This is a genomic window from Streptomyces sp. V3I8 (assembly GCF_030817535.1).
Classification (GTDB): domain Bacteria; phylum Actinomycetota; class Actinomycetes; order Streptomycetales; family Streptomycetaceae; genus Streptomyces.
This window is the reverse complement of sequence record NZ_JAUSZL010000002.1, coordinates 2,314,329-2,337,896: the sequence shown is the minus strand read 5'-3', so window position 1 is coordinate 2,337,896 and position 23,568 is coordinate 2,314,329. Positions and strand designations below refer to the sequence as shown.

The 23,568-nt window shown below is 72.9% G+C and carries 21 protein-coding genes; 15 read left to right on the top strand and 6 right to left on the bottom strand.

Annotation, left to right across the window (positions count from 1 at the left end):
* The first annotated feature begins 80 nt into the window (after positions 1-80).
* Both QFZ75_RS10260 and QFZ75_RS10255 read left to right on the top strand, forming a co-directional pair.
* Positions 81-308 carry a DUF2945 domain-containing protein gene (locus QFZ75_RS10260; RefSeq protein ID WP_307535768.1) on the top strand — a complete coding sequence of 76 codons (228 nt, stop codon included), beginning with the start codon at positions 81-83 and terminating at the stop codon, positions 306-308.
* A complete protein-coding gene (locus tag QFZ75_RS10255; protein ID WP_307535767.1) occupies positions 305-643 on the top strand; it encodes a DUF3140 domain-containing protein in 339 nt (112 codons plus the stop codon). The genes QFZ75_RS10260 and QFZ75_RS10255 overlap by 4 nt, the downstream gene beginning before the upstream one ends.
* Here the strand turns inward: QFZ75_RS10255 and QFZ75_RS10250 are convergent.
* The 4 genes from QFZ75_RS10250 to QFZ75_RS10235 all read right to left on the bottom strand — a co-directional run bounded on the left by QFZ75_RS10250 (position 612) and on the right by QFZ75_RS10235 (position 5,634).
* Positions 612-1,982, bottom strand: coding sequence for an APC family permease (locus tag QFZ75_RS10250; protein WP_373465836.1), 1,371 nt, complete (start codon positions 1,980-1,982; stop codon positions 612-614). The two genes, QFZ75_RS10255 and QFZ75_RS10250, sit on opposite strands and share 32 nt — an antisense overlap.
* A 70-nt stretch (positions 1,983-2,052) precedes the next feature.
* On the bottom strand, positions 2,053-2,538 hold the full coding sequence (locus QFZ75_RS10245) for a hypothetical protein (protein WP_307535765.1): 486 nt from the start codon (positions 2,536-2,538) through the stop codon (positions 2,053-2,055).
* Positions 2,535-5,126 carry a molybdopterin oxidoreductase family protein gene (locus QFZ75_RS10240; RefSeq protein WP_307535763.1) on the bottom strand — a complete coding sequence of 864 codons (2,592 nt, stop codon included), beginning with the start codon at positions 5,124-5,126 and terminating at the stop codon, positions 2,535-2,537. The genes QFZ75_RS10245 and QFZ75_RS10240 overlap by 4 nt, the downstream gene beginning before the upstream one ends.
* A 367-nt stretch (positions 5,127-5,493) precedes the next feature.
* Positions 5,494-5,634 carry a hypothetical protein gene (locus QFZ75_RS10235; protein WP_307535761.1) on the bottom strand — a complete coding sequence of 47 codons (141 nt, stop codon included), beginning with the start codon at positions 5,632-5,634 and terminating at the stop codon, positions 5,494-5,496.
* On the opposite strand from QFZ75_RS10235, the gene QFZ75_RS10230 reads away from it, so the two are divergent.
* The 6 genes from QFZ75_RS10230 to QFZ75_RS10205 all read left to right on the top strand — a co-directional run bounded on the left by QFZ75_RS10230 (position 5,633) and on the right by QFZ75_RS10205 (position 12,289).
* Entirely contained in the window at positions 5,633-6,760 is a 1,128-nt protein-coding gene (locus QFZ75_RS10230) for a glycosyltransferase (RefSeq protein WP_307535759.1), read from the top strand. The two genes, QFZ75_RS10235 and QFZ75_RS10230, sit on opposite strands and share 2 nt — an antisense overlap.
* A gap of 41 nt (positions 6,761-6,801) precedes the next feature.
* Positions 6,802-7,869 (top strand): glycosyltransferase family 4 protein, encoded by a 1,068-nt coding sequence (locus QFZ75_RS10225; RefSeq protein ID WP_307535757.1) that lies wholly within the window; start codon positions 6,802-6,804, stop codon positions 7,867-7,869.
* Positions 7,866-9,062 (top strand): glycosyltransferase, encoded by a 1,197-nt coding sequence (locus QFZ75_RS10220; protein WP_307535755.1) that lies wholly within the window; start codon positions 7,866-7,868, stop codon positions 9,060-9,062. Before QFZ75_RS10225 ends, QFZ75_RS10220 begins: the two co-directional genes overlap by 4 nt.
* Positions 9,062-9,952 (top strand): glycosyltransferase family 2 protein, encoded by an 891-nt coding sequence (locus QFZ75_RS10215; RefSeq protein WP_307535753.1) that lies wholly within the window; start codon positions 9,062-9,064, stop codon positions 9,950-9,952. The genes QFZ75_RS10220 and QFZ75_RS10215 overlap by 1 nt, the downstream gene beginning before the upstream one ends.
* Before the next feature lie 27 nt (positions 9,953-9,979).
* A complete protein-coding gene (locus QFZ75_RS10210; RefSeq protein WP_307535752.1) occupies positions 9,980-11,170 on the top strand; it encodes a spore photoproduct lyase family protein in 1,191 nt (396 codons plus the stop codon).
* Between the two features lie 105 nt (positions 11,171-11,275).
* A complete protein-coding gene (locus QFZ75_RS10205; RefSeq protein ID WP_307535750.1) occupies positions 11,276-12,289 on the top strand; it encodes a DNA topoisomerase IB in 1,014 nt (337 codons plus the stop codon).
* A gap of 96 nt (positions 12,290-12,385) precedes the next feature.
* On the opposite strand, the gene katG is transcribed toward QFZ75_RS10205, so the two are convergent.
* Positions 12,386-14,617, bottom strand: coding sequence for a catalase/peroxidase HPI (gene katG, locus QFZ75_RS10200; RefSeq protein WP_307535748.1), 2,232 nt, complete (start codon positions 14,615-14,617; stop codon positions 12,386-12,388).
* A gap of 72 nt (positions 14,618-14,689) precedes the next feature.
* Entirely contained in the window at positions 14,690-15,145 is a 456-nt protein-coding gene (locus tag QFZ75_RS10195) for a Fur family transcriptional regulator (RefSeq protein ID WP_307535745.1), read from the bottom strand.
* Positions 15,146-15,367: 222 nt separating this feature from the next.
* Between QFZ75_RS10195 and QFZ75_RS10190 the strand changes: the two genes are divergently transcribed.
* From QFZ75_RS10190 to QFZ75_RS10160, 7 genes are all read left to right on the top strand, one after another.
* The gene (locus QFZ75_RS10190) at positions 15,368-15,802 is read left to right on the top strand and encodes a cell division protein SepF (RefSeq protein WP_307535743.1); all 435 of its coding nucleotides are present in this window, start codon (positions 15,368-15,370) and stop codon (positions 15,800-15,802) included.
* Between the two features lie 152 nt (positions 15,803-15,954).
* The gene (locus QFZ75_RS10185; protein WP_307535741.1) at positions 15,955-17,124 is read left to right on the top strand and encodes an ATP-binding protein; all 1,170 of its coding nucleotides are present in this window, start codon (positions 15,955-15,957) and stop codon (positions 17,122-17,124) included.
* On the top strand, positions 17,121-17,474 hold the full coding sequence (locus tag QFZ75_RS10180) for a nucleotide pyrophosphohydrolase (protein ID WP_307535739.1): 354 nt from the start codon (positions 17,121-17,123) through the stop codon (positions 17,472-17,474). The genes QFZ75_RS10185 and QFZ75_RS10180 overlap by 4 nt, the downstream gene beginning before the upstream one ends.
* Before the next feature lie 190 nt (positions 17,475-17,664).
* Positions 17,665-18,120 carry a DUF6099 family protein gene (locus tag QFZ75_RS10175; RefSeq protein WP_307535738.1) on the top strand — a complete coding sequence of 152 codons (456 nt, stop codon included), beginning with the start codon at positions 17,665-17,667 and terminating at the stop codon, positions 18,118-18,120.
* 87 nt (positions 18,121-18,207) lie between these two features.
* On the top strand, positions 18,208-19,128 hold the full coding sequence (locus QFZ75_RS10170) for an LLM class F420-dependent oxidoreductase (RefSeq protein ID WP_307535736.1): 921 nt from the start codon (positions 18,208-18,210) through the stop codon (positions 19,126-19,128).
* A gap of 299 nt (positions 19,129-19,427) precedes the next feature.
* Positions 19,428-20,984: a 3' terminal RNA ribose 2'-O-methyltransferase Hen1 gene (locus tag QFZ75_RS10165; protein ID WP_307535734.1), complete on the top strand. Its 1,557-nt coding sequence runs from the start codon at positions 19,428-19,430 to the stop codon at positions 20,982-20,984.
* Positions 20,981-23,566, top strand: coding sequence for a polynucleotide kinase-phosphatase (locus tag QFZ75_RS10160; protein WP_307535733.1), 2,586 nt, complete (start codon positions 20,981-20,983; stop codon positions 23,564-23,566). Before QFZ75_RS10165 ends, QFZ75_RS10160 begins: the two co-directional genes overlap by 4 nt.
* Positions 23,567-23,568: the final 2 nt, after the last annotated feature.

Below are 23,568 nucleotides of genomic sequence, written 5' to 3'. Positions count from 1 at the left end.
TCCGAACGGCGCGACAGTGGAAAGCGTTGTCCGTCAGGGCGGCCGGGCAGGGCGCCCCGAGTGCAAGGAGCGTATGGAACGTGGCGAAGGACAAGGAGTTCAAGAAGGGGGACAAGGTCTCCTGGAGCAGTCATGGGCAGACCGTCCCCGGCAAGGTGAAGAAGAAGATCACGGGGGACACGGAGGCCGCCGGGCGCAGCGTCAAGGCATCGAAGGACGAGCCGCAGTACGAGGTCGAGAGCGACAAGTCCGGCGGCAACGCCGTCCACAAGCCCGGGGCGCTGCGCAAGAAGAGCGGCGGGTCATGAGCGGGAAGAGCGACACGGACCGCGAGGACACGATCAAGGAGTTCGGTGACGCCGTCAACATGACGCCGGGCAGCCTCAAGAAGTGGCTGGACACGGACGACTCGAAGAGCGTGGGTCAGTCCGACGGCGGCGAGAGCGTGGGGCACGAGTCCGGGCGCCGCATCGTCAAGCTGCTGGAGAAGAACAAGGGCGACCTGACCGACGACGACATCGCCCACATGCGGAAGGTCGTCGGCTACGTGCACCGCCACCTCAAGCAGAAGCCCTCCGGTGACGTCACGGACACCAAGTGGCGGTACTCCCTCATGAACTGGGGCCACGACCCGAAGAAGTGACCGGTTCGGTCCGGGGGGCGCGCCGTACCCGTGCCGCCGCCACCGCGCCCAGCACCGCGCCCACCGCGAGGACGACCAGCCCGCGCAGCCAGACGTCCCCCTCGATCCGCGTCGCGAGCAGGACGCAGGAGGCCGCTCCCAGGACCGGCACGACGGTCGGCGCCTTGAAGTGGTCCCGGGTGGTCTCCTCGCGGCGCAGCACCAGGACCGCGGTGTTGACGAGGAAGAAGACCACCAGGAGGAGCAGGACCAGCGTCGAGGCGAGGGTGGCCACGTCGCCGGTCAGCGCGAGCAGCAGCGAGAGGGCCGTGGTCGCGGCGATCGCGGCCCAGGGGGTGCGGCGGCCCGGCAGGACCTTGGTCAGGAAGCCCGGCAGGAGGCCGTCCCTCGCCATGCCGTAGGCCAGCCGCGACGACATGATGCCGGTGAGCAGCGCGCCGTTGGCGACCGCGACCAGGGCGATGGCGCTGAACAGCTCGGTGGGGACCCCGCCGGCCGCGCGCACGACCTCCAGGAGGGGGCCACTGGACTCGGCCAGCTTCTGCGTCGGCACGGCCGCCGCAGCCGCGGCGCCGACCAGGACGTACACCGCGCCGGCCGTGATCAGTGCTCCGAAGAGTGCCCTCGGATAGGTGCGCCGGGGGTCGCGGGTCTCCTCCGCCACGTTGACGGACGTCTCGAACCCGACGAACGAGTAGTAGGCCAGCACGGCCCCGCTGAGCACCGCCGACGCGGCCCCCTTCTCGGCCGTACCGAGATCCGTCAGGCGTCCCACGTCGCCGTCGCCGCGCAGCACGATCCAGGCACCGAGCCCGATGACCAGCAGCAGCCCGCTCACCTCGATGACCGTGGCGACCGTGTTGGCCCTGGTCGACTCGCTGATGCCCCGTGCGTTCAGCAACGCCAGCGCGGCCAGGAAGACGACCGTGACCAGCACCACGGGGAGCGTGACGAACTCCGACAGGTAGTCGCCGCCGAACCCGCGGGCCAGGGCCCCCACCGACACGACACCGGCCGCGAGCATGCAGAAACCGGCGAGGAACCCGGCGAAGGGCCCGTACGCCAGGGTGGCGTAGTGGGAGGCACCGCCCGCACGCGGGTACTTGGTGACCAGCTCGGCGTACGAGGCCGCCGTCAGCAGTGCCAGGCACAGTGCCACGAGCAGGGGGACCCACACGGCGCCGCCCGCGTCGGCCGCGACCTGGCCCACCAGGACGTACACACCCGCGCCGAGGACGTCGCCGAGGATGAAGAAGTAGAGCAGCGGGGTGGTCAGGACCTTCTTGAGCGCTGTGGGGGCGTCCGGCGACGTCCGGGGCTCGGCGGGGGGAGTGTGCACGAGATGCCGTATACCCGGGGAAGCGTCCGTCAGGCGGCCGGATCCCCCGGATGCCCAGATCGAGGGGGCGTCACAGACTGGCCAGCACCTGCGGTGACAAGTTCTTGATCATGGTGTTGGTCCAGCGCATCTGCCGGAGCGTCTGCGGATGGCAGGAGGCCGTGAGGGCGAGCAGGCCGGCGGTCCTGGTGGCCTGCGCGACCTGGGCGAGCATCTCCCAGTGCAGGGAGTTGTGCGTCGCGGCGAGGTGCAGGTCGCGCAGGTCGCGCAGGAGCAGCAGACCGGGTGGGCCGGATAGGCCGGGTGGATCGATTGGGCCGGTCGGGTCGGGCGGGCCGTCGGGTGGGCCGTCGGGTGGGTCGTCGAGGTCCAGGCCGTGGGCGGCGGACGCCTCGGCGAGGCGCCGGACGTGCTCGCGCGACCACGCGGCGATGTCGCGGGCGACATGGTGGACCTCGTGCTCGGCACGGTGCCGGTCCGCCACCGCGACCAGCTCCGTGGCCAGGTGCCGTTCACCGCGGTGCAGGGTGTGCAGGGCGAGCTGGACGCCGTTCACCGGTCGCCTCCCGAGGTGTGCCGTACGTCGGTACGTCGTACGTCGGTGTGCCGTACGCCGCCGTCCGGTGCGTCGGTGTCCCGTACGCCGGTGTCCCGTACGCCGGCGTCCGGTGCGTCGGTGTCCCATGCGCTGTCCCGGGCCTGCGCCGCGTGTGCGCCGGGCCCTCCGGCGGTGGGCCGGACACCCGTGCGGTCCGCCGGTGCGGACGCGGTCGTCGTCGGGGCCGGTGCCTGCTGTCCGCCGCCCCGCTCGACGAGGGTCACGGAGGCGGCCGCCGTCTTGAAGAGGGGCTGCTTGGAGGCCGGGTCCCAGTCGGTGACGGTCGTCTCGTTCGCCGCCCTGCCCGCGGCGCCGCCGTCCGGGCCCGAGCCGGCGGGCGTGTCCCAGTAGCCGTAGTGGAACGGCACGAACAGCAGACCCGGCCGGAGCTCCGTGACCCGCAGCCGGCCGCGGAGCGCGCCGCGCGGTGAGCGGACCTCGACCAGGTCACCCTCGGCCAGGTCCCGGGCAGCGGCGTCCGCCTCGCCGATCTCGACCCACACGTCCGGCGCCGCCGCGTTCAGCTGCGGTACGCGGCCGGTCTTGGTCCGGGTGTGGAAGTGGTACAGGGTGCGGCCCGTGGTCAGCCGGAAGGGGTACTCCCCGCTCGGCTCCTCGTGCGCCGGTACGTATCCGGCGGCCTTGATCATGGCCTTGCCGTCCGGATTCAGGGAGCGGTACTCCACCACGCCGTCCGACGCGCCCGTCACCAGGTCCTTGCCGTAGGTCTCGCACACGTCGGGGTGGGCCCAGTCGATGCCGTCGGTGTAGAGACGGTCGGTGCCGTCCGGCGCCGATTCGTTGACCGGCCACTGGATGCCGCCGACCCGGCGCAGCGCGTCGTAGGTGAGGCCGGTGTAGTCGCAGGGGCGGCCGGCGCTGCAGCGCTTCCACGCCTCGAACGCCGATTCCGGGTCGTGCCAGGTGATGAGCGGCCCGCCGTCCTTGTCGCGGAAGTCCATCCGCGCCGCGTAGTCCAGGAAGATGCGCAGGTCCGGGCGGGCCTCGCCCGGTGGATCCACGGCCCGGTCGCTCAGGTGCACGGTGCGGTCGGCGTTGGTGAACGTGCCGGTCTTCTCGCCCCAGGTGGCGGCAGGCAGCACCACATCGGCGTACCGTGCCGTCTCGGTCAGGAACAGGTCCTGTACGACCACGAAGAGCCGTTCCTGGCCGAGGATCGAGCGGATGCGTGCGAGCTCCGGCAGTGACACGGCCGGGTTCGTGCCGCTGATCCACAGCATCCGGATCGAGCCCTGCTCGGCGTACCGGAACATCTGCATCGCGTGGGTGGGCGGCGCGTAGTGCGGGATCGAGTCCGGCTCGACGTTCCAGACCGCGGCCAGGTCCGCCACGTGCGCGTCGTTCTGCCAGTTGCGGAAGCCCGGCAGGTCGCCGTCGGCGCCGCACTCGCGGGTGTTCTGCGCGGTGGGCTGCCCGTTCATCTGCAGCACGCCGGCGCCGGGGCGGCCCAGCATGCCCCTGATGAGGTGCAGGTTGTTGACCTGGACGGCGGCGGCCGTCGCCTGATGGGACTGGTAGACGCCCTGCAGCACCGTGGACAGCAGGCGGTCGGCGGACCCGAGGAGTTCGGCCGCCTCGCCGATCCGGGCGGCCGGGACGTCGCAGATGCCGCTCGCCCACTCGGGGGTGCAGTCCTCGACCCGGGCGGCGAGTTCCTCGTACCCGACCGTGTGCGCCCCGACGTACGCGTGGTCGACGCGGCCGGTCCGGATGATCTCGTGCAGCAGCGCGTTGAGCAGGGCGACGTTCGTGCCGGTACGGGGGGCGAGGTGCACGGCGGCCGCGCGGGCCACCCTGGTGGGGCGCGGGTCCACGCAGAGCAGCCGCGGGGGATCGGTGCCCGCCAGGCGGTCGAGGATCCGCATCCACTGCACGGGCTGGGTCTCGGCGATGTTGTGCCCGAAGAGGGCGATCACGTCGGCGTGGTCGATGTCGTCGTAGCTGCCGGGCTGCCCGTCGCAGCCGAAGGACTCCTTGAGGGCCTCGGCGGCGGTCGCCGTGCACAGCCGGGTGTTGCCGTCGAGGTGGTTGGTGCCGATGCCCGCCCGGGCCAGCACCGCGAGGGTGTAGTACTCCTCCAGGAACAGCTGGCCCGAGGTGTAGAAGCCGAGGGAGCCGGGACCGCGCTCGGCCAGCAGGTCCCGCGAGCGGGTGACGACGCGGCTCATCGCGGTGTCCCAGTCGCTCTCCACCAGGCGGCCGCCCTCGCGTACGAGGGGCCGGGTCAGGCGGTCGGGGGAGGCGTTGGCCTGCCAGCCGTACAGGTCCTTGGGGCCGAGCCGGCCGCGGTTGACGCGGTCGTCGGCCCGCCCCCGCATGCCGACCATGCGGCCGTCGACGACGGCGATGTCCATGGCGTCGCCGTCCGAGTGGAGGATCGACGCGGCCCGCACCCAGTCCTGCACCATGTCCGGCCGTACGCCGTCCGCGAGGAAGGTGTCCACCCGGGCGGGCCACCGCCCGTGCCGTCCGTACGGTACGCGGCCGCCCCACGGGTCGCCGATCCGGTCGACCGAGGAGTCCATCGTCGCCTCCTGTGGATGATTCGCTGACGATTACCCCCCGGCCGGGTCCCCATGTCGGCCGTCCTGGCGCTCTCCGGGATTGTTCCCGACCGCGACGCCGGTGACCGGATGCCGCTCCGGGGACGGCGGTCAGCGGTCCACCGGTCGGCCGGTCGGTCGGCCGTCGCGTTCACCCGGCCGGTCGTGCCCGGCATGCCGCCCACCTGCGGCCGGAGGATCGTGGGTCGCGGAGACGGGCCTCCGCCGTGCCCCACGCGGTACGACGCCCTGCCGGGACCTGAAGGGCCACCTGGACCCGGAGGGCCGTCGGGGCGGCCCCGGCGAGACGGAACGAGGAGACAGCTGTGTCCGAACCGGTCATCCCCCGTCACCCTGCGGAGCAGCCGTCGCGGACGCGCGGCGCCCGCACCGGCTCGACCGCGCGGCCGGACCCGGCGGAGCCCATGCCCGCCACACCCGCCACGCCCACCGCGCCCGCCACACCCACCGCGTCCACCACATCGGCCATGCCTGTCGCGTCCGCCGCGTCCACCGCATCGGCCACGCCCGCCACGTCGGCCGGCCGGTCCGGCGCGGCCTCCCGGATCATCCGGGTCGCCTCCGTTCCCGCCGGGCACGTCTACGTCCGGCACCTGTCCCCGCCCGGAGGCGACCGGGTGATCCGGCTGACCGACCCCCGGCCCTGCGGGGCGCCCGTCGGGTCCCGGCAGTGGTGGCCGCCCACCATGCTGGAGCCGGGGTGGGTCGACGAACACGCCGGGGTCTTCGACGTGTTCCATCTGCACTTCGGGTTCGACGCGCAGAGCCCCGCGGCGCTGCGCGCACTCGTCGAAGCCCTGCGCCGCAACGGCAAACCGCTCGTCTACACCGTCCACGACCTGGTCAACCCCCACCACCAGGACGAGAGCGAGCACCGGGCACAGCTCGACGTGCTGATCCCCGCGGCGGACCGGCTCGTCACCCTCACGCCGGGCGCCGCGGCCGAGATCGCCGCCCGCTGGGGACGTACGGCCCAGATCCTGCCGCACCCCCACGTGGTCGGAGCGGCCGGCCTGGTGCGGCCCCGGCCGGAACGGGACACGTTCACGGTCGGACTGCACGCAAAGAGCATCCGCCCCAACATGGACCCGCTGCCCGTGACCCGCGTCCTCGCCGACGCGCTGTCGGAACTGCCCGACGCGGTGCTGCGCGTCGACTGCCACCCGGAGATCGACGACCCGGCGAGCCACTGGTACGCGCCCGGCGTGCTCGACGAGCTGCGCGGGATGGACCGCAAGGAGCGGCTGGAGCTGCACGTCCACGACTACTTCGACGACGAGGCGCTCTACGACTACCTGATCGGCCTCGACGTGTCCGTGCTGCCGTACCGCTTCGGCACCCACTCCGGATGGCTGGAGGCCTGTTACGACCTGGGGACCACTGTCCTCGCCCCGACCTGCGGGTTCTACGCGCAGCAGCGGCCCTGCCTCTCCTACGGCCACGACCGGCGGGGGCTGGACGAGGCGTCGCTGCGGGACGCGGTGCGCACCGCGTACGAGGAACGGCCCGACCTGCGGGCCGACCCGGCGGACCGCCGGGCCGAACGCCTCATGCTCGCCCGGGCACACGAGGCGCTCTACGCGGACCTCCTGTGAAGGCTGCCTCGCCGCCCCCGCCCCCGCCCCCGCCGCGGTCCGTGTCCGCGCCCCTGCGGATCGCCCTGATCGCCTCCGCGCGGCACCCGATCCGGGATCCCTTCGCGGGCGGTCTCGAAGCGCAGACCTGGACGCTGTCCAAGGCGCTGCGCGCCCGCGGCCACGAGGTCACGATTTTCGCCGGGCCCGGCTCGGACCCGGCCCTCGGGGTCGTGCAGATGCCGTTCCGGCCGCCCCGGATCAGCGCGGCCGCCTGCCGGGACACGAGCATGGTGGCCGCGCACTGGCTGGCCGAGCACCACGCCTACCTCGAACTGATGCTGGACCTCGCCCGCGGGCCGGGGCGGTACGACATCGTGCACAACAACAGCCTGCACTACCTGCCGGTGGCGATGTCCGCCGCGCTCCCCGTCCCGGCCGTCACCACCCTGCACACCCCGCCCACCCCGTGGCTCGAATCGGCCATCCAGGCGGCGCCCCACTGCCCGATGCGGTTCAGCGCGGTCAGCGACCACACCGCCGCGGCCTGGCGGCACGTGGTGCCCGCCGCCACCGTGGTGCGCAACGGCATCGACACCGACCGCTGGCACCCGGGCCCCGGCGGGGAGGACCTGGTCTGGTCGGGCCGGATCGTGCCCGAGAAGGGCGCGCACCTGGCGATCGAGGCCGCCCGGCTGGCCGGCCGGGGACTGCGGATCGCGGGGCCCGTGGGGGACACGGAGTACTTCGAGGCATGCGTCCGCCCCCGCCTGGACAGGACGATCACCTACGAGGGACACCTTCCCCAGCCCGAACTGTGCGAGCTGGTCGGCTCCTCGGCGGCCGCCGTCGTCTCGCCCTGCTGGGACGAACCGTACGGACTGGTGATCGCCGAGGCGCTGGCCTGCGGCACACCGGTGTGCGGGTTCGCGCGCGGCGCGCTGCCGGAGATCGTGACGGACGGCTGCGCCCGGCTGGTGCCGCCCGGTGACTGCGCGGCACTGGCGGCGGCCGTCGAGCCGACGGTCGCCCTGTCCAGGACCGAGGCCCGGCGGCACGCGGAGTCCTTCTGCTCGGTGGAGGCCATGACCCGCAGCTACGAACGGTTCTACCAGTCGGTGTCGCCATGACCGACGCAACCGCCATGACCGACGGGGCCGCCATGACCGCCATGACCGACGGGACCGACGGGGCCGACGTGATCGGTTACTACGTGCACCACCAGGGCAGCGGTCACCTGAACCGGGCCCGGACCGTCGCCGCGCACTGCCCCCTGCCGGTGACCGGGCTGTCCAGCCTGCCCGCGCCCAACGACTGGCCCGGCCGGTGGGTGCGGCTGCCCAGGGACGACGACGGCGACCCGACGGCGTACGGCGACGTGACGGCGGGCGGCGGGCTGCACTGGGCGCCCACCGGGCACGCCGGGCTCCGCGGGCGCATGGCGCTGATCGCGCGGTGGATCGAGGCGGCCTCGCCCCGGCTGCTGGTGTCCGACGTCTCCGTCGAAGTGGCCCTGCTGGCCCGGCTGCTGGGCACGCCTGTCGTGGTGGCGGCGATGCGGGGCGAGCGGTCCGACCGCCCGCACGTCATGGCGTACGACCTGGCCGAGCTGTTGCTCGCGCCCTGGCCGGCCGCGCTGCCCGAGCCCGGGTGGCCGGAGCGCTGGTGGGCCAAGACGGTCCACACCGGTGCCTTCTCCCGCTTCGACGGCCGTACGCGGCCGTCCCCCGAACGTGTCGGCGGGTCGCGTCCCCGGCAGGTGCTGCTGCTGATGGGTTCGGGCGGGACCGACGTGTCCCCCGGTGAGGTGAAGGCCGCGCGGGCCGCCACGCCCGGCTGGCGGTGGACGACGCTCGGCGGCCCGGACGGCGGCCCGGACGGCGGCTGGTCGGCCGACCCGTGGCCCGCCCTGTGCGCGGCGGACGTCGTGGTGACCCACGCGGGCCAGAACGCCCTGGCGGAGTGCGCCGCCGCGCGCCGCCCGGCGGTGGTCGTCCCGCAGGAACGGCCCTTCGGCGAGCAGGCCGCCACGGGGCGCGCCCTGACGCGCGGCGGGCTCGCGGTCGTCGCCCCGCACTGGCCGGCGGCCGGGGACTGGCCCGCGCTGCTGGAACGGGCGCTCACGCTCGGCGGGGACCGCTGGGCGCTGTGGGCCCCGGGCGACGGCGCGTCCCGGGCGGCGGCCGCGCTGGCCGCGGCAGCCCTGACCGGGACCGCCCCGGCCGCAGCGGCTCCGGCCGCGACCACCCCGGCCGAGACCGCCCCGGCCACTGCGGCCGCAGCGGCTCCGACCGCCCCCGCTCCGCAGACCCGGTCCCTGTGATGCGTACCGCCGTCGTCACACCCGTGGCCGGGCGGCACCGGCATCTCGTGCTGCAGCAGGAGGGGCTCGCCGCCGGGACGTGCGTGCCGGAGCAGTACGTCGTCGTCGCCATGGGGGACACGGAACTGGGCGCCGTCCTCGCGGGCCGGGACCCCGCCGCGACGGTCGTCGACTGCCCGGTGCGCGACGGGCGCCTGCCCCTGGCCCGCGCCCGCAACCTCGGCGCCGCCCACGCCCTGGAGCGCGGCGCCGAACTGCTGGTGTTCCTGGACGTCGACTGCGTACCGGGCGAACGGCTGCTGGAGCGCTACGCGCGGGTCGCCCGTGACCCCGCCCACCACCGCTCCCTCCTCTGCGGCACCGTCGCCCACCTGCCGCCGCCCGGCCCGGCCGGCTACCGCCTCGCCGACCTCCCCGCGCTCGCCGAACCGCACCCCGCCCGGCCCGTCCCCGCGCCCCACGAGACCCTCGATGCCGCGGACCACACGCTGTTCTGGTCGCTGTCCTTCGCCCTGACCGCCGACACCTGGCACGCGGTGGGCGGCTTCTGCGAGGAGTACGAGGGGTACGGCGGCGAGGACACCGACTACGGGCAGCGGGCCCGCGCGGCCGGTGTCCGGCTCACCTGGGTGGGCGGTGCGCCGGCCTTCCACCAGTACCACCCGGTCACGAGCCCGCCGGTGGGGCACCTGGACGACATCCTGCGCAACGCCGGGATCTTCCACCGGCGCTGGGGATGGTGGCCGATGACCGGCTGGCTCGACGCGTTCGCCGAGCGCGGACTGGCCCACCTCGACCGCTCCACCGCCCGCTGGCAGCACGGCCCCGCCACCGGAACCGGCACCACCGCGGCCGACCGCCGGGACCGGGACCGAGGCCGTCGCAGCTGAGACACTTGACGTGGAAAGGAACAGCACGTGGATCAGCAGGTGGGAGAACCGGCCTCGGGGGAGCCCGAGCAGCAGACACTGTTCGACTGGGCGGACGCCGAGGCACCGGGCGCCGCGCCCGCGAAGACCGCCGACGGGACGTTCCGGGACAGCCCCCGGGCCCGCCGGATGCTCGACGTGCGGGAGGTGTACGCCGAGCCGGCCGCCCTCGACTCCCCGCGCGGGCAGCAGATCATGTCCCGGCTGCCGGGAGTGAAGGTGACCGAGGTCGAGGGCCACTGGGGCATCCCCTCCCTGCACGGCAACGACGGCAACATCGCCCGCTGGGCCCGGATCAAGACCGACACGCTCGTCCTCGGCGTCAAGCACAGCCTGTCGACGCGCCCCAACGGCAGGTCGGCCGACTGGATCGCCCCGGGCGCCTCCAACGGGTGCGCGATGGCCTGCGCGTACTGCTACGTCCCGCGCCGCAAGGGGTTCGCCAACCCCATCACCCTGTTCACCAACATCGAGGCGATCGTGGCCCACGTCCGGCGCCACGTACGCGCCCAGGGCCCCAAACCGGAACCCAACCAGTGCGACCCCGAGGCCTGGGTCTACGACATCGGCGAGAACGGCGACTGCTCCGTCGACGCGCTGGTCTGCGACAACACGGCCGACCTCATCGACGCGTTCAAGACCCTGCCGACGGCCAAGGCGTCCTTCGCGACCAAGTTCGTCAACCCCGACCTGCTCGCGCTCGACCCGCGGGGCCGTACCCGCGTGCGCTTCTCCGTCATGCCGGCCGACGACGCCCGGCTGCTGGACGTCCGCACCAGCCCGGTCCCCGAGCGGATCGCCGCGGCTGCCGACTTCCTCGACGCCGGGTACGAGGTCCACTTCAACCTCTCACCCGTGGTGCTGCGCCCGGGGTGGGAGCGGGACTGGGCCGACCTGCTCGCCCACCTCGACGACGTCCTGCCCGCCCGGGTGAAGGAACAGGCGGCGGCCGAGATCATCATGCTGACCCACAACCGGTCGCTCCACGAGGTCAACCTCGGCTGGCACCCCCGCGCCGAGGACCTGCTGTGGCAGCCGGACATCCAGGAGACCAAGCGCTCGCAGAACGGCGCGCTCAACGTCCGCTACGCCCTGGAGACCAAGCAGCGGGCCCTGGCACGCCTGCGGGACCTGCTGGAGCGGCACGCGCCGTGGCTGCGCATCCGGTACGCCTTCTGAACCCGGTACGCGTCCCGGGGCAAACCGCTTCTTTTGAGGCGGGTGGGAAGGGGAACCCACGTCCCTGAGGGGCCGCAGCCCCGCAGGCGGACGAGGAGGAGCGCGATGCGGTTCCGGACGAGTGACCTCACGAAGCCCGGCTACCGCCGGCGCCGGCACGGCCGCGGTTTCGGCTACCTCGACACCGAGGGCCGGCCCCTCCGCGACGAGCGGGCGCTGCGGCGCGTACGCGACCTCGTCATCCCGCCGGCCTGGCAGGACGTCTGGATCTCCCCGTACCCGAACGGTCACATCCAGGCGGTCGGCACGGACGAGGCCGGCCGGCGCCAGTACCTCTACCACCCCCGCTTCCGCGAGCAGCGGGAAGCCGCCAAGCACGAGCGCGTCCTGGAGGTGGGCGCCGTACTGCCCGACGTGAGACGCCAGGTGGCCAAGGGACTGGAGGACCGCGGCCTGACCCGGGAGAAAATCCTCTCGCTCTGCGTCCGCCTGCTCGACCTGGGCTTCTTCCGTGTCGGCGACGACCGCTACGCGAAGACGAACGACTCCTACGGCCTGACGACGGTACGGCGCCACCAGGTCACCTGCCGCCGGGGCGCCGTCGCCTTCGACTACGCGGCGAAGAGCGGGCGCCGCTACTGCCGCGAGATCGTCGACGAGCAGGCCCACGACATCGTCCGGGCCCTGCTGCGCCGCCGCGACGACGACGACCACCTCTTCGCCTACTACGAGGCGCGCCGCTGGCACCGGATCGACGCGACCGACCTGAACGAGCACCTGCGCGGCCTCGCGGGCCTCGACATCAGCAGCAAGGACTTCCGCACCTGGCACGCCACGGTGCTCGCCGCGGTCGCCCTGGCCGTGTCGGCCGACGTGGCGGACACCTCGCAGACCGCCCGCAAGCGTGCCGCCGCCCGGGCGGTCCGCGAGGTGGCCGGCTACCTCGGCAACACCCCGTCCGTCTGCCGGGCCTCGTACATCAACCCGCGCCTGTTCGAGCTCTTCGACGAGGGGAGGACGATCGCCCCCGCACTGGCCGCCCTCGGCTCGGTCCCCGAGTCGGGCGGCCTGGCGACCCAGCCGGTGGAGGAGGCGGTGCTGCGGCTGCTGAGCCGCTGAGCATCGTTCGGCGCCGTCCGCCGGACGGCCGAAGACGAGACCCGGGCCGGTCCAGGTGGACCGGCCCGGGCATCAGCCCTCACTGGGCTGCTGGGTTCAGACCAGGTCGAAGCGGTCCGCGTTCGAGACCTTCGTCCAGGCCGCGACGAAGTCCTTCACGAACTTCTCCTTCGCGTCGTCGCTCGCGTAGACCTCGGCGAGCGCACGCAGCTCGGAGTTCGAGCCGAAGACCAGGTCGGCGCGGGTGCCGGTCCACTTGACCTCGCCGGTGGCCGCGTCACGGCCCTCGAAGGAGGTCTGGTCCTCGGAGGTCGAGCTCCACGTCGTGCCCAGGTCCAGGAGGTTGACGAAGAAGTCGTTCGTCAGGGTGCCCGGGGTGTGGGTGAGGACGCCGTGCGCGGACTGGCCGTAATTGGCGCCCAGGACGCGCAGGCCGCCGACGAGGACGGTCAGCTCGGGGGCGCTCAGGCCCAGCAGGTTGGCCTTGTCCAGCAGCAGGAACTCGGCCGGCAGGCGGTTGCCCTTGCCGAGGTAGTTGCGGAAACCGTCGGCGGTCGGCTCGAGCGCGGCGAACGACTCCACGTCCGTCTGCTCCTGCGTCGCGTCCACGCGGCCCGGCGTGAACGGGACCTCGATGTCGACGCCGCCGTCCTTGGCCGCCTTCTCGACGCCCGCCGCACCGGCCAGCACGATCAGGTCGGCCAGCGAGACCCGCTTGCCGCCGCTCTGCGCGGAGTTGAAGGACTCCTGGATGCCCTCCAGGGTGCGCAGCACCGAGGCGAGGCGGTCGGGCTCGTTGACCTCCCAGCCGATCTGCGGCTGCAGGCGGATGCGCGCGCCGTTGGCGCCGCCGCGCTTGTCGCTGCCGCGGAAGGACGAGGCGGCCGCCCACGTGGTGGAGACGAGCTGCGGGACGGTGAGGTCCGAGGCGAGGATCTGGCTCTTGAGGGAGGCCACGTCCGCCGCGTCGACGAGCTCGTGCGTCACCGCCGGCAGCGGGTCCTGCCACAGCAGGGTCTCCTCCGGGACCTCCGGGCCGAGGTACTGCGACTTCGGGCCCAGGTCACGGTGGGTCAGCTTGTACCAGGCGCGGGCGAAGGCGTCCGCGAACTGGTCGGGGTTCTCGTAGAAGCGGCGCGAGATCTGCTCGTACGCCGGGTCGAACCGCAGCGCGAGGTCCGCCGTCAGCATCTTCGGGGCGTGGCTCTTCGACGAGTCGTGCGCGTCCGGGATCGTACCGGAGCCGGCGCCGTCCTTCGCGACCCACTGGTGGGCGCCCGCGGGGCTCTTCGTGAGCTCCCACTCGTACTCGAAGAGGTTCTTGAAGAAGCCGTTGCTCCACCGGGTCGGCGTGCTCGTCCAGGTGACCTCCAGGCCACTGGTGATGGTGTCGCCGCCCTTGCCGGTGCCGTAGCTGCTCTTCCAGCCGAGGCCCTGCTGCTCCAGGGAGGCGGCCTCGGGGTCGTCGCCGACGTTGTCCGCCGGGCCCGCGCCGTGCGTCTTGCCGAAGGTGTGACCGCCCGCGATCAGGGCGACCGTCTCCTCGTCGTTCATCGCCATCCGGCGGAACGTCTCACGGATGTCGCGGGCCGAGGCCAGCGGGTCCGGGTTGCCGTTGGGGCCCTCGGGGTTGACGTAGATGAGGCCCATCTGGACGGCGCCGAGCGGGTTCTCCAGCTCACGGTCGCCTGTGTAGCGCTGGTCGTCGAGCCAGGTGGTCTCGGGACCCCAGTAGACGTCCTCGTCGGGCTCCCACACGTCGGCGCGGCCGCCGGCGAAGCCGAAGGTCTCGAAGCCCATCGTCTCCAGGGCGACGTTGCCGGTGAGGATCATGAGGTCGGCCCACGACAGGCTCTGGCCGTACTTCTTCTTCACGGGCCACAGCAGCCGGCGGGCCTTGTCCAGGTTGGCGTTGTCCGGCCAGCTGTTCAGCGGGGCGAAGCGCTGCTGACCGGCACCGGCGCCGCCGCGGCCGTCGCTGATGCGGTACGTGCCGGCGCTGTGCCAGGCCATCCGGATCATGAGCGGGCCGTAGTGCCCGAAGTCGGCGGGCCACCAGTCCTGTGAAGTGGTCAGCACCTCGGCGATGTCCTGTTTGACCGCGGCGAGATCGAGACCCTGGAACGCCGCGGCGTAGTCGAAGTCCTCACCGAGAGGGTTCGCCACGACGGGGTTCTGCGCGAGGATCTTCAGGTTGAGGCGCTCGGGCCACCACTGACGGTTTCCGCCGCCCTGGGTCGGGTGCGGGGCGCGGCCGTGCGCGACCGGGCAGCCTCCCGCCTCCTCCGGCTTCGGGTCCGTGACGATCGCGTCATGGTTGTCGGTCATAAGAATCCTTCCGAACGGCATGGATCACATGCTCAGGAACTGCTGGTGGGACTTGGGAACTGCTGGTGGAACTCAGGAACTGCTGGCGGTGGAAGCGGTGGAAGCGGTGGAACAGGCGGGGCACAGGCCCCAGTAGATGACTTCGGCCTCGTCGACCGAGAAGCCGTGGTCGTCGGACGCGGTCAGACAGGGGGCGTGCCCGGTCGCGCAGTCGACGTCCGCCACGACACCGCACGACCGGCACACGAGGTGGTGGTGGTTGTCCCCGACGCGCCCCTCGAACAGGGCCGGGCTGCCGGGCGGTTCGATGCGGCGCACGAGCTTCACGGTGGTCAGCGCGTGGAGACCCTCGTACACGGCCTGGAGCGAGATGTGTCCCACGCGGGCCCGTACGCCGGAGGCGATCGCCTCGACTCCGAGGTGGGCGCCGTCACGGACGGTCTCGAGCAGGGCGACGCGAGCGGCCGTCACCCGCAGGCCCGCGCCGCGCAGCTCTTCGGCGGTGCTCGCGGGCCGGGATGCGGTCATGGGGTCAACCTACTGACATAAACACGAACAGTTCAAGTAAACGAACGGTGCAAGTTTTGATGCTCCGTGTCCGGGAACGGTTCGCCGCCCGGTGCCGGCCCCCAGGGAGCGTTACGCCTGTCACACAGGAGCGGTCGGCCCGGTGCGAGGGACGCCGGAACGCTACGGTCGGTCAGCTGCGGTCCGTGTCGCATTCGGCCGAACGGGTGACCATGCGCAACAATGGCGGGAGCAGGCAATCAGGACGATTCAGGGCGGGGGGAGCCGGTGAACAGCCACGACGTCACCGATGAACAGTGGGAGGGCCTCGCCCAGGTAGTTCCTCTGCGCGGCCGGGATGCCTGGCCGTCGTCGGTGGACCACCGCTCGATGCCGGACGCGGAGACCGAGACGCGACGCCGTTTCGTGGTGCTGCGCGTCAACATCTTCGCGGACGCCCGCGAGGTCGCCGAGACGCTGATGTCGGGCGTCCCGGTCCTCCTGGACCTCACCAGCGCCGAGACGGACGTCGCCAAGCGCGTACTGGACTTCAGTACGGGCGTGGTCTTCGGCCTCGCGAGCGGGATGCACCGGGTCGACCGGAACGTCTTCCTGCTCACGCCGCCGGGCACCGAGGTGGGGGGACTGATGAAGGGCGCCGGCATCCCGGGCGTATGAGCGCCCGGTGACGGTGGACGAGGGGGCCGCGGGGCGAACTCGCCCCCATCGTGTGAAGCGGTTCCCGCCGCCCGGATGACCGGGTCGCCCGATGGTGGGAAGGTCCGCGGACGAAACGGTTCGGCCTCACGGCGGAGCCCTACCGTCCGGGCATGAACGTGTCATATGGCACCACCCCCGCACGGACCGGGGCGCATACCGGCCGCCCGAGCGTCACCGAACTGCGGCTCTCGGCGTTCGCCGGGCACCGCGGTGCCGAATTCCTGCTCGGCCCCCTCACCCTCTTCGCCGGGCCCAGCGGCAGCGGCAAGTCCGGCGCCCTGCACGCGTACGAGGCACTGGCCCGGCTCGGCGGCGGCGCCGTACTGGCCGAGGTGTTCCCCGACCCGGACGCCTGTGTGCCGGAGAGGGCCCGGCCCGACGCCCAGCGACGGCGCGGCTTCCGCATCGGCTGCACGGCGCACGGTCCCGAGGGCGCCGTGCGGCTCGACGTGGCGGTGCAGGCCGAACCCGAACTGCGCATCGTGGGCGAGCGGTTGACCGTCGCCGGGCTCACCCTGCTGGAGACGGCGTTGCGGGACCCGGGCCGGCGTACCGTGCAGGCGGCCTGGCACACGGCCGGGCTGTCCCCGGTGACACGGGCGCCGCTGCCCGACGACCGGCTCGGCACCGCGCTGCTGCCCCTGCGTGTGGCGGGCCGGACGGACGGCCAGTGCCGGGTCATCGCCGCCGCCGAGCAGATGGTGGTCGCCCTGCGGTCGGTGTTCGTCTGCGATCCGCTGCCCGGCGCCATGCGCACCGCCGTGCCGCTCGGCGCGGGCCGGCTGCTGCGCGGCTGCGGCAACCTGGCCGAGGTCCTCCTGCGGACGCGCGCCGAGTGCGGGCGGCGGCACGGGCTGCTGGTCGACGCGGTGCGGGCGGGGTGCGCGGGCCCGGTCGCCGACGTGCTGGCGCAGGCCGGGCCCGCCGGCGGTTCCGCGGTGACGGTCAGGGCGCTGCTCGACCGGGGCGACGGGCTGCGGACGCCGCTCGGGCGGCTGGGGAACGGCGAGTTGAGGTACCTCGCGCTGGCCCTGGTGCTGCTGACCGGTCCCGGTGTGCTCGACGTCGACCCGGCCGGGGAGGTGCCCGCGGCCCTGCAGACGCTCACCGTGCTCGCCGACGGCTTCGACCGCGACCTGGACGCACGCCAGCGGGACGGGCTCGTACGGCTGGCGGCCCGCATGTGCGAGCGCGGGCACATCCGGCTGGTGGGGGCGGTGAGCGACGCGTCCTGGGCGGCGGGGATCGACGGAGCGACGGTGGTAGACCTGGGGCCGTGACCGAACTTGACGTGGCGACCCTGCAGCGGAGGCTGGCCGTGTTCGCCGCCGCCCGGAACTGGCAGCCCTACCACACGCCCAAGAACCTCGTCGCCGCGCTCAGCGTGGAGGCGTCCGAACTCGTGGAGATCTTCCAGTGGCTGACGCCCGAGAAGTCGGCGGGGGTGATGGACGACCCGGAGAGGGCCCCGCGCGTGCGGGACGAAGTCGCGGACGTGCTCGCGTACTTGCTCCAGCTGTGCGAGGTGCTCGGCGTCGATCCCCTCGCGGCGCTGGACGCGAAGATCGACCGGAACGAGACGAGGTTCCCGGTCCCGCCAACTCGACCAACTCCGCCAACTCGGGGGTGACGGCCGGGAAAAGGGACCAACAATTCCGATTGTTACTCTCAGTAGTTATCGATCTGTTCAAATTCGATTACGTGTCCGCAGATTTCAGACTTCCTCTGGCTTTTCGTCCCGACACACCTCACTCTGGGTAGTGGCAGGCGGAGTTCGGGCAGGCGTGCGGTCAGCGCGTCGGGACAGACGGGGACAGTGGATGGATGCGGTGCGGCTCATCGGTGCGAGCAGGTGTGCCCTGATGAGGAGCGGCGACGCCTCCGGGACCATGGCCGAGGCCTGGCAGGCCCATGCCCTCGCCCAGGCGATAGGCAGCAGGGTCGCGGTGTCCGGCCCGCCGGAGTTACGGGGCGAGGCGCTGGGGCTGACAGAGCTGGCGGGGCGGGGGTGCGGGATCCTCGGGGCTCCCGTGACCGAGGTGGGCAGCATGCGGGCGGCCCGGCTGACCGAGCTGGGTGACGCGCGGCGCGCGCTGTTCGAGCTCGGCGGGCTGCTCGCGGAGGTCGGTATCGCGCTCGTCGGCGTCGCCTGTGCGGCGGTGGACGAGGGGATGTACTGGCAGTGCATGGAGGCGATCGACGCGGCGGACGAGTCGCGGGACCGGGTGCTCGAGATGCTGCGAAGACTCGCCGTGCGGGACCAGGAGCCCGCGTAGGGCTTGCGCCGGCCCGCGGAGGAAAGGGGCGGACGACCGGCGCCACCGGTGCGGCCGCCGGCCGGCGGACCGTGCAGGATGGGAGGCATGGATCTTCGAATCTTCACCGAGCCCCAGCAAGGGGCCACCTACGACACCCTGCTCACCGTGGCGAAGGCGACCGAGGACCTCGGCTTCGACGCCTTCTTCCGTTCGGACCACTATCTCCGCATGGGCTCCGTGGACGGCCTCCCGGGCCCGACGGACGCCTGGATCACCCTCGCCGGACTCGCCCGCGAGACCAAGCGGATCCGGCTCGGCACGCTGATGACGGCCGGTACGTTCCGCCTGCCCGGCGTCCTGGCGATCCAGGTCGCGCAGGTCGACCAGATGTCCGGCGGCCGGGTCGAACTGGGCCTGGGCGCGGGCTGGTTCGAGGAGGAGCACAAGGCGTACGGCATCCCGTTCCCGAAGGAGAAGTTCGCCCGCCTGGAGGAGCAGCTGGCGATCGTCACCGGACTGTGGGCGACGAAGGCCGGCGAGACCTTCTCGTACGACGGCACGCACTACCAGCTCACCGACTCGCCCGCGCTGCCCAAGCCCGCGCAGGCCAAGGTGCCGGTGCTCATCGGTGGCCACGGCGCGTCCCGTACACCGCGGCTCGCGGGCACGTACGCCGACGAGTTCAACATGCCGTTCGCGTCGGTCGAGGACAGCGAGCGCCAGTTCGGCCGGGTGCGGGCCGCCGCGCAGGAGGCCGGCCGTAAGGGCGACGACCTCGTCTACTCCAACGCGCTCGTCGCCTGCGTGGGCAGGGACGACGCGGAGGTGGCCCGCCGGGCGGCGTCGATCGGCCGTGAGGTGGCGGAGCTGAAGGCCAACGGCCTGGCGGGCTCCCCGGCCGAGGTCGTCGACAGGATCGGCCGCTTCGCGGAGATCGGCTCCCGGCGGATCTACCTCCAGATCCTCGACCTCGACGACCTGGACCACCTGGACCTCATCTCCTCCCAGGTGCAGTCCCAGCTCTGAGCACCGGCGGCCCGGAGCGGCCCCCGAGGGCCGTCCATCGGCCCAGGGGGCCGCCGGCCGACCGTCCAGGACCGTTCAGGACCGGTTCAGGAACGGAAAAATGCCTGCGTACGGCAGGGGCGTCCGCTGTAGGTTGGGCGGGCGCGCCGGGCCGGGAGCAGTGCTCCCGGGGCGGGCACTCCCACCACACCGTTCCCCGTGTCCGAGGTGTCCGACGTGTGCGCGCACCCGGTGCGCGGCGTTCGACGGCATGTGGCACTCACGGCTCAGGCGGCACAGAAGACGTATCGAGGCCAGCAGTGTTCCTGACGATCAGCACGACCGGCGCCCCGGAGCGCCCCGCGACCGACCTCGGTCATCTGCTGCACAAGCATCCCGACAACGCGCAGGCGTTCCCGACCTCCTACGGCACGGCGCACGTCCTCTACCCCGAGGCGAGCGCGGAGCGCTGCACGGCGGCGCTGCTCCTGGAGGTCGACGCGGTGGCACTGGTCCGGCGGGGCAAGGGCAAGGGCCGTGGCGGAGCCCCGGACGCGGCCCTCGCGCAGTACGTCAACGACCGCCCGTACGCCGCCTCCTCCCTGCTCGCCGTGGCGCTGAGCAGCGTGTTCTCCAGCGCGATGAAGGGCACCTGCCGGGCGAAGCCGGAGCTGCCCGCCCGCCCGCTGCCCCTGCGCGTCGAGGTGCCCGCGCTGCCAGCCCGCGGTGGCGCCGACCTCGTGCGCGCGCTCTTCGCACCGCTCGGCTGGACGGTGCGTGCCGAACCGGTGGCGCTGGACAGCGCGTTCCCCGAGTGGGGCGACTCGCGGTACGTGAGCCTCGTACTGGAGGGGGAGCAGCGCCTCGCCGACGCGCTGCGGCACCTGTACGTCCTCCTGCCGGTGCTCGACGACGCCAAGCACTACTGGGTGTCCTCCGACGAGGTGGACAAGCTGCTGCGGGCCGGTGAGGGCTGGCTGCCGGACCACCCGGAGCAGGAGCTGATCACCAGCCGCTATCTGTCGCGCCGCTGGTCGCTGACCCGGCAGGCCATGGAGCGGCTGGAACTCGTACGGCTCGCCGAGACGGACGACAGCGCGGTCGAGGAGATCGACAACGCGGTCGAGGGAACTGAGGAAGCCGAGGAAGCCGAGGAGACCGAGAGCGCCGGGGGCGGGAGCGACGGCGTCCGCGACGGACAGGCGGACGGCGGGGACGAGCCGGTGTCGCTCGCCGTCCGGCGGCGGGACGCGATCATCGGCGTGCTGCGGGACACCGGAGCCGGGCGGGTCCTGGATCTCGGGTGCGGGCAGGGGCAGTTGGTGCAGGCACTGCTGAAGGACACGCGCTTCACCGAGATCGTCGGGGTCGACGTGTCGATGCGGGCGCTCACCATGGCCTCGCGGCGGCTCAGGCTGGACCGGATGGGGGAGCGGCAGGCGGGACGCGTCCAGCTCCTGCAGGGCTCGCTCGCGTACACCGACAAGCGGCTCAAGGGGTACGACGCGGCGGTGCTCAGCGAGGTCGTCGAGCACCTCGACCTGCCGCGGCTGCCCGCCCTGGAGTACGCCGTGTTCGGCTCCGCGCGTCCCAGGACCGTGATCGTGACGACGCCGAACGTCGAGTACAACGTCCGCTGGGAGACCCTTCCGGCCGGTCACACCCGGCACGGCGACCACCGCTTCGAGTGGACGCGCGCGGAGTTCATGACCTGGGCGGACACGGTGGCCGAACGGCACGGGTACGGGGTGGAGTTCCTCCCGGTCGGACCCGACGATCCCGAGGTGGGGCCGCCGACCCAGATGGCCGTCTTCACGGTCGGCACGGAGAACAGGAGCCGCACGAGCAGCGCCACGAAGGAGGAGAAGGCCGCATGACCAACACCAGTACCAGCACCAGCACCGACGACAAGGTTCGTTCCCTGCCCGTCACCGACCTCTCCCTCGTCGTGCTGATCGGCGCGTCCGGCTCGGGCAAGTCCACCTTCGCCCGCCGGCACTTCAAGCCGACCGAGGTGATCTCGTCGGACTTCTGCCGGGGCCTCGTCGCCGACGACGAGAACGACCAGAGTGCCAGCAAGGACGCCTTCGACGTCCTGCACCACATCGCGGGCAAGCGGCTCGCGGCGGGCCGGCGCACGGTCGTGGACGCGACCAACGTGCAGCAGGAGAGCCGCAAGCAGCTGGTCGAGCTGGCCAGGAAGCACGACGTGCTGCCCATCGCCATCGTGCTCGACGTGCCCGAGGAGGTGTGCGCCGAGCGCAACGCCTCGCGCACCGACCGCGCCGACATGCCGCGCCGGGTCATCCAGCGGCACATCCGCGAACTGCGCCGCTCACTGCGCCACCTGGAGCGCGAGGGCTTCCGGAAGGTGCACGTCCTGCGGGGTGCGGAGGAGGCCGCGGCCGCCGAGGTCCGCACCGAGAAGCGGTACAACGACCTGACCCACCTCACCGGTCCCTTCGACATCATCGGCGACATCCACGGCTGCGCCCTCGAACTGGACTCGCTGCTCGGCAAGCTGGGCTACGCGGACGGCGTGCACCCCGAGGGGCGTACGGCCGTGTTCGTCGGCGACCTCGTCGACCGCGGCCCGGACTCCCCGGGCGTTCTGCGCCGGGTAATGTCCATGGTCGGCTCGGGCAACGCGCTGTGCGTACCGGGCAACCACGAGAACAAGTTCAGCCGCTACCTCAAGGGCCGCACGGTCCAGCACACCCACGGCCTCGCCGAGACCATCGCGCAGATGGAGGGCGAGAGCGAGGAGTTCAAGCGGCAGGTGCGCGAGTTCGTGGACGGGCTCGTCAGCCACTACGTCCTCGACGGCGGCAGGCTCGTCGTCTGCCACGCCGGCCTGCCCGAGAAGTACCACGGCCGTACGTCGGGCCGGGTGCGCTCGCACGCGCTGTACGGCGAGACCACCGGCGAGACCGACGAGTTCGGGCTGCCGGTGCGCTACCCGTGGGCCGAGGACTACCGGGGCCGGGCGGCGGTCGTCTACGGCCACACCCCCGTGCCGGAGGCCACCTGGCTGAACAACACCATCTGCCTGGACACCGGAGCCGTGTTCGGCGGCAAGCTCACCGCGCTGCGCTATCCGGAGCGCGAACTCGTCGACGTACCGGCCGGACGGGTCTGGTACGAACCGGCCAGGCCGCTGGCCTCCGAGGCGCCCGGCGGCCACGAGGGACGGCCGCTCGACCTCGCCGACGTGCACGGCCGGCGGGTCGTCGAGACCCGGCACGCGGGGCGCGTCGCCGTGCGCGAGGAGAACGCGGCCGCGGCCCTGGAGGTCATGAGCCGCTTCGCCGTCGACCCGCGCCTGATGCCGTACCTGCCGCCGACCATGGCGCCCACCGCGACCTCGCGGGTGGACGGCTACCTGGAGCACCCCGCCGAGGCCTTCGGGCAGTACCGGGAGGACGGGGTCGCGCGGGTCGTGTGCGAGGAGAAGCACATGGGGTCGCGGGCGGTGGCGCTGGTGTGCCGGGACGAGGGGACGGCACGGGACCGGTTCGGAGCGGCCGGGGCCGTCGGCGCGCTGTACACCCGTACGGGGCGGCCCTTCTTCCCGGAGCCGGCGGACGGTTCCGCCGAGGGTGTCTCCCTCACCGGGCAGATCCTCGGACGGGTGCGGGACGCCGTCACGGAGGCGGGCCTGTGGGAGGAGCTGCGGACGGACTGGGTGCTGCTCGACGCCGAGCTGCTGCCCTGGTCGCTGAAGGCGTCCGGACTGCTGCGCTCGCAGTACGCCGCCGTGGGCGCCGCGGCCGGCGCGGTGTTCCCGGGTGCGGTGGCCGCGCTGGAGGGAGCGGCGGCGCGTGGTGTCGACGTGGCGGACCTGCTGGCCAGGCAGCGGGAGCGGGCCGTCGACGCGGCGGCCTTCACCGACGCGTACCGGCGGTACTGCTGGCCGACGTCCGGGCTGGAAGGCGTGCGGCTCGCCCCCTTCCAGATCCTCGCCACCCAGGGGCGCAGCCTCGCGGGGGTGCCGCACGACGAGCAGCTGGCCCTGATCGACCGGCTGGTGACGGCCGACCCGTCCGGACTGCTGGCGACCACCCGTCGCCTCCACGTCGACACGGGCGACCCGGACTCGGTGCGGGCCGGGATCGACTGGTGGCTGGAGATGACCGGGCGCGGGGGCGAGGGGATGGTGGTCAAGCCGCTGGAGGGGCTGGTGCGTTCCGCGCGGGGTCGGCTGGTCCAGCCCGGGATCAAGTGCCGGGGGCGGGAGTATCTGCGGATCATCTACGGACCGGAGTACACGCGGCCCGAGAACCTGGACCGCCTGCGGAGCCGCTCCCTGAACCACAAGCGGTCGCTGGCCCTGCGGGAGTACGCGCTGGGCCTGGAGGCCCTGGACCGGCTCGCGGACGGGGAGCCGCTGTGGCGGGTGCACGAGGCGGTGTTCGGGGTGCTGGCACTGGAGTCGGAACCGGTGGACCCACGGCTGTAGGA

Excerpts from the sequence above, each read along its gene's own strand:
- QFZ75_RS10255 (WP_307535767.1), top strand. The coding sequence starts at position 305 with ATGAGCGGGAAGAGCGACACGGACCGCGAGGACACGATCAAGGAGTTC.
- QFZ75_RS10240 (WP_307535763.1), bottom strand. The coding sequence starts at position 5,126 with ATGGACTCCTCGGTCGACCGGATCGGCGACCCGTGGGGCGGCCGCGTA.
- QFZ75_RS10230 (WP_307535759.1), top strand. The coding sequence starts at position 5,633 with ATGCCTGTCGCGTCCGCCGCGTCCACCGCATCGGCCACGCCCGCCACG.
- QFZ75_RS10235 (WP_307535761.1), bottom strand. The coding sequence starts at position 5,634 with ATGGCCGATGTGGTGGACGCGGTGGGTGTGGCGGGCGCGGTGGGCGTG.
- QFZ75_RS10220 (WP_307535755.1), top strand. The coding sequence starts at position 7,866 with ATGACCGACGCAACCGCCATGACCGACGGGGCCGCCATGACCGCCATG.
- QFZ75_RS10215 (WP_307535753.1), top strand. The coding sequence starts at position 9,062 with ATGCGTACCGCCGTCGTCACACCCGTGGCCGGGCGGCACCGGCATCTC.
- QFZ75_RS10205 (WP_307535750.1), top strand. The coding sequence starts at position 11,276 with ATGCGGTTCCGGACGAGTGACCTCACGAAGCCCGGCTACCGCCGGCGC.
- katG (WP_307535748.1), bottom strand. The coding sequence starts at position 14,617 with ATGACCGACAACCATGACGCGATCGTCACGGACCCGAAGCCGGAGGAG.
- QFZ75_RS10195 (WP_307535745.1), bottom strand. The coding sequence starts at position 15,145 with ATGACCGCATCCCGGCCCGCGAGCACCGCCGAAGAGCTGCGCGGCGCG.
- QFZ75_RS10190 (WP_307535743.1), top strand. The coding sequence starts at position 15,368 with ATGGCGGGAGCAGGCAATCAGGACGATTCAGGGCGGGGGGAGCCGGTG.
- QFZ75_RS10185 (WP_307535741.1), top strand. The coding sequence starts at position 15,955 with ATGAACGTGTCATATGGCACCACCCCCGCACGGACCGGGGCGCATACC.
- QFZ75_RS10175 (WP_307535738.1), top strand. The coding sequence starts at position 17,665 with ATGGATGCGGTGCGGCTCATCGGTGCGAGCAGGTGTGCCCTGATGAGG.
- QFZ75_RS10170 (WP_307535736.1), top strand. The coding sequence starts at position 18,208 with ATGGATCTTCGAATCTTCACCGAGCCCCAGCAAGGGGCCACCTACGAC.
- QFZ75_RS10160 (WP_307535733.1), top strand. The coding sequence starts at position 20,981 with ATGACCAACACCAGTACCAGCACCAGCACCGACGACAAGGTTCGTTCC.